The sequence below is a fragment of the Stenotrophomonas sp. YJH_SMC_40 genome, assembly GCF_059368615.1.
Genome location: NZ_JCAFRX010000009.1, coordinates 21,225 through 33,835, shown reverse-complemented (window position 1 = coordinate 33,835; position 12,611 = coordinate 21,225). Strand labels below are relative to the sequence as shown.

Here is a 12,611-nt window from a genome sequence, read left to right as displayed (position 1 = left end):
CTGCCGTCATCCTTCGTCATCATCGTCCGGATGTTCACCGAACTCCGGACGATTCTGCTGGTACTCGCAGCCGTGCAGGGTCTTGCCGGGCGCCCACGCACGCACGATGCGCGCGCGATCTTCCAGCCAGCCATCGGCCGCCGTGCCGGTATCGTAGAAGCCTACGAAAGCAGCGTCGCTCCAGCCATCGTAGGGTGGCAGAAGCCATTCTTCGGCCAGCGTTTCGGCGATATCCCCGTCCAGCTCTGCGTACAAGGTCTGACCCACCTTGACCAAGCGCGAGACGGGCCTGCCGGCGATCATGATCGGTGCCGGCGGCACCCACCAGCGATTGCCCTCTTCATCTTCTCCATCCTTCCAGCCTTTGAAACGCGTATCAGTGGTGTGCGCCGACATGGTCACCGCCCAATCGGCCGTGTAATTGCGCAGTGCGTCGGCGTTGCAGCTCAGCACGTCATCGAGCTCAGTGGCGATATCCACACCCGGCGCGAACACCACGTCAGGTTCCTTGCCGCGCCTGCGCAACTGCTCCATCCGCGTGTCGTAGCGCTCCTCGCACCCCACCAGCACAGAGTCGGGGTGGGTAGAGACGCGCGACGCCGTAAGTGAACGAACCGAAAAGCCGATTTCGCTGACATTGCGCAAGGACAGGTTCCGCACATGGATGTGAGGGGCGGCGGTTGCATGTAGCGGATTCATTTCCAGCTGCTTGGATATCGTCTCAAAGGAGACATCATCAAGGATGGCCATCGTCCCTTCCGACAGCACTGCGATGCGCTGGGTCGGGTAGCCGAATACAGTGATCGGACTAGGCAGCTCGACCTCATGCAGATACGAATTGGGCTGTTTGACAACGATCCACGCATCGAATGGCGGCTTTGCACGCTTGCCATCACCCAGCACGACATCCCACACATTTCGCGACAGCGGCTCGCGTACCGAGGTGGGAGCCCGGCACTCGATGACGGCGGCCAGGTCCTGCAACGCCTGCGCGCTTGTGATGGCACGCACGGCAGCGGGATCATCGCCATCTGCGAAAGCAATGCGTAATTTTCAGACAAGTTGCATGGACCAATGCATGGAGCGCCCCTGATCGTCAGGGACTTCCGCCGCTTCCGTCCACGTCATGTTGAGACTTCTTTTCGCCCTGCTCCTGTGCGCGCCGCTGGGCGCAGATGCTGCAGCGCTTTCAATGGAAGACACCTTCGCTGCCTATGCGCGCGTCATCACCCAGAATGACGAGGACGCCAGAACTGCGCTGCGAAACAGCCTGCGCACTGCAGACCCGGACAACTATCCCGACATCGGAGACGTCGTTGACGCACTCTACGCATTCGAGAATCTTGCCACTGGTTTCGAAGAGCCCGCGGCCAGTGCGATCAACGCGCGCCGGAAGACCATTCACTGCCGTTCGGTCAGAACCGAGGAGGACAGCTCCTCCCATCGCGGTGTTGTGGACTACCAGTGCACGCTTCCCGATGTTTCTGGCGCCTTTGACGCCTATCGGGAGAATCTGGCGCGCTCACGTGCCGGGGACCCTGATGGCGATGCTTTCAGAACGTTCCTTGGCATCTATGCGGCAACCCTGCGCGACGCGCCTGACACCACGTACGTCGCCGCCTCCCGGGTTCGCCCCCGCCCCCAACTTCTCCGGGTTTGTCAGTGATGACGGCCGTGCCAGCATCCTGGTCGCCGAGCTGCCCTCCGAGGCCAGCAGCACAGTCAGCGGACTGTTCGTGGATGAGCCCGCTGCGCGTCGCCGCTTCGCCAGCCAGGGCGTGCAGGTCGATCATCTGGAGTCGCTCAGCGTCGAGCGGCGGACGATCCCGGTGGTCATCGGGCAGCCAGGTCGCGCACGGTTACACCTTCGAAAAGTGGATGGCGCTTTTCAGCGGCTCCCCCACCGTCATGATTACGGTTCAAGCCCCGCGTGACCATGCACTGACGCACAGGCAGGCGATGCAGGCCTTGGCGACCGTAACACTGCGTCCGCAGGCCACGCTTGAGCAGAGGATCGCCGCGATGCCTTTCAGCGTTGAGCCGGCGTCCCCTTTCCGCCTGCTGGACACCCTGTCCGGATCAGCCGTGGCACTTACGGCCGGTGAACTGGATACTGATCCCGATGGTCTGCAGCCCCTGGTAATTGTCGCGTCGCAGCTTTCTCTCCCCTTTGCCTCTGACGATCCAGAGAAGGTGTCCGATCAGTTGATTGCAGGGACCGTCAGCATTCAGGGCGGAACGATCACCTCAAGGGAGAACGTGCCGTTCGGCGGTATCGCCGGGCACCGGGTTGATGGGGTGACACCCGACGGACGCCACTACCGCAACTATCTCGCCCTGTGGCCGGATGAGCGTTTCGTCCGTTTGGTTGCCATCCTGCCGGCAGACAGTTCCAAAGAAGTGGAAGACGCGGTTGACGCCATGGCCTCCTCGGTCCGGTTCCGCGGGCCATGACACCGACGATGCGGACCGACAGATTCGCGTGAGCCTATGCCACCGGGTCAGGCGCGCGCCTTCCCCAACGCCACACATTTTCAGACAAGTTGCATGGACCCCTGCATGAGGTGCCCCTGATCCTCAGGGCCCTCCCGGACTGCCCCTGTGCCGCCATGCTGAAATCCATCGCCATCCTGCTGCTGGGAGCGCCGCTCACCGCTACCGCCGCGCACCCTGCAGCGCTCTCGCTGGAAGAGACCTTCGAGACCTATGTGCAGGTCATCGTTCACGGCGATACGCCGTCGAAGGAAAAGCTGCGCCACCATCTGCGTGCATTTGCGAACAGCGACAGCGTTGAGGTGACCGTCAACGCCATCGATGCGCTTCAGCTGCCCAAGGTCGCCTTCAACGGTACAGCAATGGAACCGGTTGCCAGTGCTCTGGAGATGCGGCAGAAGGCCATGTCCTGCACCATCACCGACATCACCCGGGAGACGGTGCATTCAACGCCACAGGCGACCGTGGCGTATCGGTGCGCTTTTCCCGACCTCTCGGGCTTCTTTCCGACCTACCGGGACGCGCAGAAGCGACGCGCCGACGTCGGCGATGATCCCGAACCCGCCAGGGCGCTCTTCGCGGCATTCGCCAATGCCCTGCGCGACGCGCCGGATCATTCACATGAGGGCAGCACTGTGTTCCTGCAGTCCGCAGGCAGCGGCCACTGGATGGCTCTCGACCTGCCGTTGCTCGGTACGGCGCTGCTGCAACGGATACTGCCCTTCGACGCATGGAATACGCGGATCGAAGCGGAAGCCGTACCTGTGGTTACCGGCATACCCACCTGCGACCTGATGATGGCCGCCCAGCTGGGGTTCTTTGCCCGGCATCATCCCCAGAGCCCCTTCCTGAGCAACGGCGTACTGCAACGCAATCTGCTCAAGCGTGTGGAGGGAATGAGCGACGCGGAGGCAACGCGCGACTGCCAGATCGTCCATGAGCGCAACCGGGAGCTGTGGAACAGGGAGAAGACCGAATGATGCCGGGATCGTTCATGATCCGGCATCTGGTGGCCCTGCTGCTGGGCTCGCCGTTCTGGGCGGCAGCCGCTGAACCTGCCGCGCTTTCGCTGGAAGCAACCTTCGATGCATATGCTCAGGCCAGGTTCCAGGACGATACGCGCGCCAAGGAGCTGCTTCGCCGCAGCCTGCAGACCGCCTCCACGCCGGTGCCGGCCGACATCGAACTGAAAGTAGAGGGCCGCGCCTTCCAGAACCTGGCGGAGGTACACGGCGAGGCGATTGCCGACGCCCTGCAGGTACGCCGGAAGCGCATTCACTGCCGGGCAACCGGCAGCGATGTTGAAGAGATCGGAACACTCAGCGTTGGCACCGTGACCTATCGGTGCGTGCTGCCAGACATGTCCGGGCACTTCGAGGCCTATCGTGGGAGCCGAGAACGGATGAAGGATGGAGAGGGCGACCCGATGGATGATGCGTCCTTCCGTACGGCGTACGCAACGGCGCTGCGTAGTGCACCCGATGCGCTGCATGAAGGAAGCATGCGCTTCATCAGGAACGGCGACGGACCGTGGGACAGCATTGAGATGCTGTATTTCGACGCCGACATCCGCGGGCTGTTGATGCCGATGCAGGCATGGGACGAGCGCATCGAAGGCGAAGGCGTGCCTGCCGATCTCCCGCCGCAGGCCGAGTACACGCTGCAGGCGCGGGTGCTGCTGCAGAACGATGCCGAAGCGCGGCAGTTGCTGCGGGCACTGGGCGAGAACCTCGACCCTGGCGAAGCCATGGACTGGCGCCCCATCATCGAAGACGTTCCGGCGTGGTTGTCGCGCCAGGACTCCGCAGCGCCCTCGCCCGACGTCACTGCAGCCTTTGCCGAGGCACTGGCGTTGCGGCTGCCGAGGGTCAACTGTGCTGCTCGGGAATTCGTGCCATTGGGCTCGCCGGAGATCGGCATGTACACGCTGGTGTGCCAGCATCCGGACGTAGAGCCGCTGCGTCAGGCCTATCTGGCGATGCGCGCCGCGCCGGAAATCGAGCGCCAAGCGCGTATCGATGCGTTGTTCCAGCGTTGGGCCACACTACTGCGCGAGGCGCCGGCCGTACCGCATTGCACGCCGGTAGTCGGCGGATACCAGGCACGCCATGCGTTCGCGCATGCCGAGCGCATGCAGCAGTTGTACCAGGCCATTCTGTGGCGGCTGCTACCCTTCGACGTCTGGCTGGAAGAACCGGTAGTGCCAGGTCCGGATGAGCTGTGCGATCTCACATAGCATCCTCCCAGTGTGACGGCGCTGGCCGGATGGCGGGCGAAACGTGCAGGTCATCCGTGCTCGGCCCATCTTCGACGACGACAGAGGTGATCGCACTTTCAGAACCGTTGCATGGCCCTGCGCAGCCTACATGGTCAATGCTGTTGCCCTCTTCCACCGGGGCAACCGCATGAAACACCGTATGACATCGATCGCGATCATGTTGCTGGCGCTGATGGTGTGCTGGCAGGCCGAAGCGTCCAGGTTCAAAGCCACCAGGATCTTCGTCGTCAAACCCTCGATTGCCTTTGAGTCAACCCAGCTGAGCGACAGGCACCTGGATGCGTGGATGAGCAATGACGACCACTGCCGCGATTTCCTGATGTACCACGATCAGTGTGCCGTGCTGGTACTGCCGGATGAGTACGACGACGGTTTTACGCGTCGCCAGTTGCGGTTCAAGGCGAGGCAACTGCCGGGCGAGGCGCTCGGCGCGTACTGCCGCGACCTGCATGTGCTGTGGAAGCAGCAGTGGAAGGGCCAGTGCCCGGTCGGCGAAGAAGACGACGAAGCGGCGTGACGCCAAGGGCCCAGCCCCTGCTCTGCGTCATTCCATCATGGGCGCAGCAGCAGTCTGATGTCCCCACCCACCTGGCGCTGGTCAACCACACGCAGGCGGCGCTGCTGGTCCATCGCATTGATGCCGAGGCCGGCCAGCAATGGGCGTCCATTGTCGCCCAGCAGCGTGGGGGCCTGGTAAAGCAGCAGTTCGTCCACCCAGCCACCGCGCAGCAGCGCACCGGCCAGGGTGGCGCCGGCTTCGGTATGCACTTCGTTGATGCCACGCTCGGCCAGCAGCGCCAGCACCGCGCCCAGATCCAACCGGCCCTCTGCGCTGGGCACGCTGGCGAATTCTGCGTCCGCCGCATCCGGCGCACTTACCGCCGCATCGTGCAGGTACAGCGTCGGTGCCCCGCCCTCGCGCACGCGGCCGCACTCGAGCGAACGCAGGCGCGAATCGAGTACCACGCGCAGCGGTGGCATCACTTCGGTATCGGCCAGGCGCACGGTCAGCATCGGGTCATCAGCCAGCACCGTGTCGGCGCCGGTCAGGATCGCACCAGCACGCGCACGCCAGTGCTGCACGTCTCCGCGTGCGGCTGGACCGGTGATCCACTTGGAGCTGCCGTCGGCCATCGCGGTACGGCCATCAAGGCTGGCGGCCAGCTTCACCCGCAGCCAAGGGCGGTTTCGCTCCACGCGTGACAGGAAGCCCTTGTTGATCTCACGTGCCTGCGTCGCCATCAGTCCTTCGGCGACCTCAATGCCGGCATTGCGCAGCAGATCAAAGCCACCGCCATCGACCTTCGGGAACGGATCGCGCATTGCGGCAACCACGCGCGACACGCCCGCTTCGATCAGCGCCAGTGCACACGGCGGCGTGCGTCCGTAGTGCGCGCACGGTTCCAGGGTGACGTAGGCGGTGGCACCACGCGCCTCGCTACCGGCCTCGCGCAGCGCGAACACCTCAGCGTGCGGTCCACCGGCGCGCTGGTGCCAGCCCTGCCCGACCACGCGTTCGCCATGGGCGATCACGCAGCCGACCATCGGGTTGGGGCGGGTGGTATAGGCAGCGCGCTCGGCCAGGCGCAGCGCGTTGGCCATGTGCAGGTGGTCGATGACGGAGAACGGGGTGGTCATGCGGCCATGGTAACGCCGCCGGTGTGGATCCACGTCATCAGTGCCAACCAAGGTTGGCACCCACCAGGTAAAGGTAGATCCACGCCATGCGTGGATGGAGCGCCATCGTGCCAACCGAAGTTGGCACCCACCAAGGCAGAGGCGGTCAGCCCTTCTTCTTCTTGGTCAGGGCGATCACGTCGCCCAGCAGCTGCAGCTGTTCGGTACTGGACGGCAGGTCGCGTTCAAGCTTTTCGATCTCCTCGCGGAAATCGGCCACGTCCTCGAAGCTGCGGTAGACCGAAGCGAAGCGCACATAGCCGACATGGTCGAGCTTGCGCAGTTCGTTCATGACGAACTCGCCGACCTTGATCGAGGGCACTTCGCGCTCACCGCTGATGCGCAGCTGGTGGACCACAGCGCGTACTGCCGCTTCGATCTTGTCTTCGGCCACCGCACGCTTCTGCAGCGCGCGGTCGAAGCCAGCGCGGACCTTGCGCTGGTCGAACGCTTCGCGGGTGCCATCGCTCTTGACGATGGCCGGCAGCTTCAGCTCGACTGTTTCCATGGTGCTGAAGCGCTCGCCGCAGGCTTCGCATTCACGCCGACGGCGGATCGTCGCGCCGTCTTCAGAGACGCGCGAGTCGATGACCCGGGTATCGGCATGTTGGCAGAAGGGGCAATGCATGGAACGCCTGGCTCAGGGAAATACCTATTGCCACGGTCATGGCAGCGTCGCAAAGGTACCTGAGAAGGGGCCCGGCAGCAAATGCTGTCTGCGCGGAAGTGCCTGCATTTCGGTCGAACCGAGCCTTCAGCGCGGTCAGCGCTGCGCGTTCAAGCGGGTGCCGGCGGCGCCGAGGCCGCGCGCGCCCAACGCAACCACACCAGGTGCCCTGCCATCACCAGCAGCGGTGGGCCAAAGCCGAGGAAGGCAAATGTCGAGATCTCCCCATGCTTGAAGGTGAAGTACAGCGTGGCCGCAACGACGCCCAATGCGGCCAGGGCCCCCACCCCCAGCCCTACCCAGGCGACAACCGGGGAGTGGCGCAGGCCGGTGACACCTCGCCACAGGTACAGGCCGCTCAGCCACAACCACGACAGCAGGCCGATGATTCCGGCCGACGACCACAGCAGCAACAGCCAGTGCTCGTCGCCCGTCAGATACTTGCCGTCCCATACGACCATCAACCCCAGCACGGCACCCGTGCCGCCTGCCGCCACGGCGGGCAGGCCCACCAGCAGGCCGGCGATCGCCATCCAGCGTTTGTGCAGACGCTCATCCATGCGTTCGATCTCCTTCCATGGGCCACGTCATCCGCGGCGTTTGATCCACAGCAGCATCGCAGCCGGCACCAGCATCGACGGGCCCAACAGTAACAAGCCGATGCCTTCGGCATGCACGGCGATGCCCCACCACAGCGCCAGCCCCAGCGGGGGCAAGGCGGCGAGACCGCCTGCCAGCAGCATCCACCACCAGAGCCGGTGCACGTGCAGCCCGGCACGCCCCTGCATCAGAAAACCCGCGCTGAGCCACAACCAGGCCAGGCAGCCGGCAATGCCGGTCAGGCCCCACAGCGGCATCAGGGTCACCGCGGCCAGCGTGCCATGGCCGAACTGGCCCAGCCCCGTCAGCAGCAGCATCGTCGCCGCGGCACCACCCGCCACCAGGCTGGGCAGGCCAAACAGCACCGCCAGCCCGGTGTACAGGTACTTGAGGCGGCGCTCATCCACGCGGGCCTACTCCTCTGATCGCGCCGGGCCGGATGGCTCGCCCAGGGCGTCAGCACGCAGCCGCAGGAGGATCAACGTACCGGTGGGCACCAACAGGGACGGCCCGGCGAACAGCCCGCTGAGCACGGACGAACCCAGCTCGGCGAAGTAATACAGCGCCATCGCCACCAAGGGCAGGCCTGCCAGCACGCCCAGGCCCAGCAGCAGCCACCAGCGGCGTGATGCCATGTACAGCCCGCGTGCACCATCGCGCAGCCAGACGATGCTGAGTGCGACCCAGGCCACGAGGCCGGCGATCGCGCACGATCCCCACGCGAACATGCCGGCGGCAAACCACAGTTTGTCCGCGTCCAGCGAGACGAGCCCGATCACGCCCATGACCACGGCGATGCAGGCGCCGGCACCGCCGAAGAACAGGCTGGGCAGGCCGAACAGCACCGCCAGCGCGGTGTACAGGTACTTGAGGCGGCGCTCATCCATGCGCGGGATTCCTGGTGACGGGGTCAGAGCCCTTCCCTGCGGGAAGGGATCCGACCCCTGCGTCGATCCGGAAGGCGGGGGCGGATCCCTTTCCGCCAGGAAAGGGCTCTGACCCCGGCCCTGATCAGCCGTAGACCGGGTACTTGCGGCACTGCGCGCTGACGGCATCGCGCACGCGGGCAATGACGGCGTCATCGTTCGGCGCGTCGAGCACGTCGGCGATCCAGTTGGCCAGGTCCACGCAGTCCTGTTCGACGTAGCCACGGGTGGTCACCGCCGGGGTGCCCAGGCGCAGGCCCGAGGTCACGAACGGCGAACGCGGGTCGTTCGGCACCGAGTTCTTGTTGACGGTGATGTGGGCCTTGCCCAGCGCCGCTTCCGCGTCCTTGCCGGACACGTCCTTGCCGATCATGTCGACCAGCATCAGGTGGTTCTGGGTGCCGCCGGAGACGATCTTGTAGCCACGCTCGATCAGCGTATTGGCCATCGCCTGGGCGTTCTTCACCACCTGCTGCTGGTAGGCCTTGAAGCCCGGTTCCAGCGCTTCCTTGAAGGCCACGGCCTTGCCGGCGATGACGTGCATCAGCGGACCGCCCTGGATGCCCGGGAACACGATCGACTGCAGCTTCTTGACCAGGTCTTCGTCGGCGCCCTTGGCGATGATGATGCCGCCACGCGGGCCGCGCAGGGTCTTGTGGGTGGTGGAGGTGACCACGTGGGCGTGTTCCAGCGGGCTCGGGTAGACGCCTGCAGCCACCAGACCGGCAACGTGGGCCATGTCGACGAACAGGTAGGCACCGACCTTGTCGGCGATGGCGCGGAAGCGCGCCCAGTCGATCACCTGCGAGTAGGCGGAGAAGCCGGCCACGACCATCTTCGGCTTGTGCTCCAGGGCCAGGCGCTCGACTTCGTCGTAATCGATCAGGCCCTGGTCGTTCACACCGTACTGCACGGCGTTGAACAGCTTGCCCGAGGCGTTCACCTTGGCGCCGTGGGTGAGGTGGCCGCCGTGGGCCAGGCTCATGCCGAGGATGGTGTCACCCGGCTGCAGCAGGGCGAAGTACACGGCCTGGTTGGCCTGCGAGCCGCTGTGCGGCTGCACGTTGGCGTAGTCGGCGCCGAACAGCTGCTTCAGGCGATCGATCGCCAGCTGCTCGGCGATGTCCACGTACTCGCAGCCACCGTAGTAGCGCTTGCCCGGGTAGCCTTCGGCGTACTTGTTGGTCAGCTGGCTGCCCTGGGCTTCCATCACCGCCGGGCTGGTGTAGTTCTCGCTGGCGATCAGCTCGACGTGGTCTTCCTGGCGCTGGGTTTCAGCGGCGATGGCCTTGGCCAGTTCGGGATCGTAGGATTCGATGCGGACGTCACGCGGGAACATCGGGTACTCCAGCAGGCAGGGAAAAGGGGTACGGCTCAGCCCCCGATTGTAGCCCCGCACCGGCCCGCTGGGGCCGAAACGGACGGGGCCGGCATTCCCGAAGGAATCCGGCCCCGTATGGTTTCGAGGGATGTTGTGGGGTCAGACCCCTTTCCGATGGAAAGGGGTCCGACCCCGGCCGCGATCCTCAGCGGCTGCTGAGCACGTACTGGGCGATCACACCGGTGGCGATGGCCACCAGCAGCATGTTGCCGCGGTCATCGCGGATCCACTGGTGCCCGTAGGGCGGGCGACGCAGGTTGTAGCGCGGGTAGTCGTTCACCACGTAGATCGGGCCGCGGTAGTAGTCGCGATAGCGGTGGCCGACCTTCCAGCCATAGCCCGGGCCGTAGGCCGGACGATAGACCACGCGCGGCGGTGCCGGGCGGTAGTAGCGGTCATGGTCGCGATGCCAGTCGCGGCGGTCGCGTTCCCAGTCGCGACGGGCCTCGCGGCGGTCGCGCTCCCAGTCGCGGCGGTCCTGGCGCCACTCACGGCGATCCTCGCGCCATTCACGGCGGTCGTGGTCGCGGCGATGGTCGTTGTCGGCGAATGCCGGGGCCACGGCGCCCAGTGCCAGCACAGAGGCCACGGCACTGGCCATTACTCGATTGATGCGCATGTCAGACCTCTGCTTGGTGGGTGGTGAGCCCATATTGCGCAACCGATCTGAACCGTTTCCGGCTGGAAACGCTTCCCGCTGCAGGACTGTGACCGGGTATTCAGGCGATAGCCAGCCCGGCGGCGCCTCCCGGGAGCGGCCCGGAACCGGTTCCGGCTATAATTGGCGGTATTCCATTTCAGTCTGTGCCCGCTGCCGCAACGGGATCTATCCGTGACGGGTCGGGCGCAGGGCCGCGCCTACGGAGACCGCATGTCCTCGCAATACATCTACACCATGAACCGCGTGTCCAAGGTGGTCCCGCCCAAGCGGCAGATCATCAAGGACATCTCGCTGTCCTTCTTCCCGGGCGCGAAGATCGGCCTGCTGGGCCTGAACGGCGCCGGCAAGTCCACCGTGCTGAAGATCATGGCCGGCGTGGACACCGATTTCGAGGGCGAGGCCCGCCCGCAGCCGGGCATCAAGGTCGGTTACCTGGCGCAGGAACCGGAACTGGACCCGACCAAGACCGTGCGTGAAGCGGTCGAGGAAGGCGTGGGCGAAGTGCTGCAGGCCCAGGCCGCGCTGGAAGCGGTGTACGCCGCCTACGCCGAGGAAGGCGCCGACTTCGACGCGCTGGCCAAGGAACAGGAGCGCCTGGAGGCGATCCTGGCCGCTGGCGACGCACACACGCTGGAAAACCAGCTGGACGTGGCCGCCGACGCGCTGCGCCTGCCGCCGTGGGATGCCATCGTCGGCAAGCTGTCAGGTGGTGAAAAGCGCCGCGTGGCCCTGTGCCGCCTGCTGCTGCAGAAGCCGGACATGCTGCTGCTCGACGAACCGACCAACCACCTCGACGCCGAGTCGGTGGAATGGCTGGAACAGTTCCTGGCGCGCTACACCGGCACCGTGGTGGCCGTCACCCACGATCGCTACTTCCTGGACAACGCCGCCGAGTGGATCCTGGAACTGGACCGCGGCCGCGGCATTCCGTGGAAGGGCAACTACACCGACTGGCTGACCCAGAAGGACGAGCGCCTGAAGCAGGAAGACAATCAGGAAAAGGCCCGCCAAAAGGCGATCCAGAAGGAACTGGAGTGGTCGCGCCAGAACGCCAAGGGCGGCCGCACCAAGGGCAAGGCCCGTCTGGCCCGCCTGGAAGAGCTGCAGTCGGTCGATTACCAGAAGCGCAACGAGACCAACGAAATCTTCATCCCGCCGGGCGAGCGCCTGGGCAATGCGGTGATGGAGTTCAAGAACGTCTCCAAGAAGTTCGGCGACCGCCTGCTGTTCGACAACCTGAGCTTCCTGGTGCCGGCCGGTGCCATCGTCGGCATCATCGGCCCGAACGGTGCCGGTAAGTCGACCCTGTTCAAGATGATCACCGGCCAGGAAAAGCCGGATACGGGCGAGATCGTGGTCGGCCCGACCGTGAAGCTGTCCTACGTGGACCAGAGCCGCGACGCGCTGGAAGGCAACCACAACGTCTTCCAGGAAATCGCGGGCGGCCTGGACATCCTCAACATCAACGGCATCGAGATCCAGTCGCGCGCCTACATCGGCCGCTTCAACTTCAAGGGCCAGGACCAGCAGAAGATGGTCGGTTCGCTGTCCGGTGGTGAGCGTGGCCGCCTGCACATGGCCAAGACCCTGCTGCAGGGTGGCAACGTGCTGCTGCTCGACGAACCGTCCAACGACCTGGACATCGAAACCCTGCGTGCGCTGGAAGATGCGCTGCTGGAGTTCCCGGGCAACACCTTCGTCATCTCGCATGACCGCTGGTTCCTGGATCGCATCGCGACCCACATCCTGGCGTTCGAAGGCGACTCGCACGTGGAGTTCTTCCAGGGCAACTACCGCGAGTACGAAGAAGACAAGCGCCGCCGCATGGGTGACGACGCTGCGCCGAAGCGCCTGCGCTTCAAGGCGCTGAAGTAAGCCATACCGCAGAAAACGAAAGGCCGCGCTCGCGCGGCCTTTCGTCTTTCAGG

General features: G+C 65.1%; 14 protein-coding genes. 6 read left to right on the top strand and 8 right to left on the bottom strand.

Going from position 1 to position 12,611, the window contains the following annotated elements; all coding sequences use genetic code 11:
• Nucleotides 1-6 precede the first annotated feature (6 nt).
• Entirely contained in the window at nucleotides 7-1,011 is a 1,005-nt protein-coding gene (locus AC5P6X_RS16835) for a hypothetical protein (protein ID WP_329757270.1), read from the bottom strand.
• 181 nt (nucleotides 1,012-1,192) lie between these two features.
• Here AC5P6X_RS16835 and AC5P6X_RS16830 point away from each other — a divergent pair, with 181 nt between their 5' ends.
• From AC5P6X_RS16830 to AC5P6X_RS16810, 5 genes are all read left to right on the top strand, one after another.
• Nucleotides 1,193-1,666, top strand: coding sequence for a hypothetical protein (locus AC5P6X_RS16830; RefSeq protein WP_123958215.1), 474 nt, complete (start codon nucleotides 1,193-1,195; stop codon nucleotides 1,664-1,666).
• 74 nt (nucleotides 1,667-1,740) lie between these two features.
• Nucleotides 1,741-2,454 carry a hypothetical protein gene (locus AC5P6X_RS16825; protein WP_138496782.1) on the top strand — a complete coding sequence of 238 codons (714 nt, stop codon included), beginning with the start codon at nucleotides 1,741-1,743 and terminating at the stop codon, nucleotides 2,452-2,454.
• Nucleotides 2,455-2,609: 155 nt separating this feature from the next.
• Nucleotides 2,610-3,473: a hypothetical protein gene (locus AC5P6X_RS16820; RefSeq protein WP_099605823.1), complete on the top strand. Its 864-nt coding sequence runs from the start codon at nucleotides 2,610-2,612 to the stop codon at nucleotides 3,471-3,473.
• Between the two features lie 14 nt (nucleotides 3,474-3,487).
• Complete coding sequence (locus tag AC5P6X_RS16815) at nucleotides 3,488-4,729, top strand: hypothetical protein (RefSeq protein ID WP_138464163.1); 1,242 nt, start codon at nucleotides 3,488-3,490, stop codon at nucleotides 4,727-4,729.
• Nucleotides 4,730-4,772: 43 nt separating this feature from the next.
• On the top strand, nucleotides 4,773-5,288 hold the full coding sequence (locus tag AC5P6X_RS16810) for a hypothetical protein (protein WP_234411773.1): 516 nt from the start codon (nucleotides 4,773-4,775) through the stop codon (nucleotides 5,286-5,288).
• Nucleotides 5,289-5,323: 35 nt separating this feature from the next.
• On the opposite strand, the gene ribD is transcribed toward AC5P6X_RS16810, so the two are convergent.
• The 7 genes from ribD to AC5P6X_RS16775 form a co-directional block, all read right to left on the bottom strand.
• On the bottom strand, nucleotides 5,324-6,409 hold the full coding sequence (gene ribD, locus AC5P6X_RS16805) for a bifunctional diaminohydroxyphosphoribosylaminopyrimidine deaminase/5-amino-6-(5-phosphoribosylamino)uracil reductase RibD (RefSeq protein WP_495215535.1): 1,086 nt from the start codon (nucleotides 6,407-6,409) through the stop codon (nucleotides 5,324-5,326).
• 145 nt (nucleotides 6,410-6,554) lie between these two features.
• Nucleotides 6,555-7,076: a transcriptional regulator NrdR gene (gene nrdR / locus AC5P6X_RS16800; protein ID WP_004143350.1), complete on the bottom strand. Its 522-nt coding sequence runs from the start codon at nucleotides 7,074-7,076 to the stop codon at nucleotides 6,555-6,557.
• A gap of 149 nt (nucleotides 7,077-7,225) precedes the next feature.
• Nucleotides 7,226-7,675 (bottom strand): hypothetical protein, encoded by a 450-nt coding sequence (locus AC5P6X_RS16795; RefSeq protein ID WP_049451385.1) that lies wholly within the window; start codon nucleotides 7,673-7,675, stop codon nucleotides 7,226-7,228.
• A 27-nt stretch (nucleotides 7,676-7,702) separates the two neighbouring features.
• Nucleotides 7,703-8,122 (bottom strand): hypothetical protein, encoded by a 420-nt coding sequence (locus AC5P6X_RS16790; RefSeq protein WP_049451384.1) that lies wholly within the window; start codon nucleotides 8,120-8,122, stop codon nucleotides 7,703-7,705.
• A 6-nt stretch (nucleotides 8,123-8,128) separates the two neighbouring features.
• Nucleotides 8,129-8,602, bottom strand: a complete 474-nt coding sequence (locus AC5P6X_RS16785; RefSeq protein WP_049451383.1) for a hypothetical protein — start codon at nucleotides 8,600-8,602, stop codon at nucleotides 8,129-8,131.
• A 124-nt stretch (nucleotides 8,603-8,726) separates the two neighbouring features.
• Nucleotides 8,727-9,980 (bottom strand): serine hydroxymethyltransferase, encoded by a 1,254-nt coding sequence (glyA, locus tag AC5P6X_RS16780; protein ID WP_088436092.1) that lies wholly within the window; start codon nucleotides 9,978-9,980, stop codon nucleotides 8,727-8,729.
• Between the two features lie 187 nt (nucleotides 9,981-10,167).
• On the bottom strand, nucleotides 10,168-10,641 hold the full coding sequence (locus AC5P6X_RS16775) for an RcnB family protein (protein WP_033834700.1): 474 nt from the start codon (nucleotides 10,639-10,641) through the stop codon (nucleotides 10,168-10,170).
• Between the two features lie 252 nt (nucleotides 10,642-10,893).
• Between AC5P6X_RS16775 and ettA the strand changes: the two genes are divergently transcribed.
• Complete coding sequence (ettA, locus tag AC5P6X_RS16770) at nucleotides 10,894-12,558, top strand: energy-dependent translational throttle protein EttA (protein WP_005408049.1); 1,665 nt, start codon at nucleotides 10,894-10,896, stop codon at nucleotides 12,556-12,558.
• Nucleotides 12,559-12,611 lie beyond the last annotated feature (53 nt).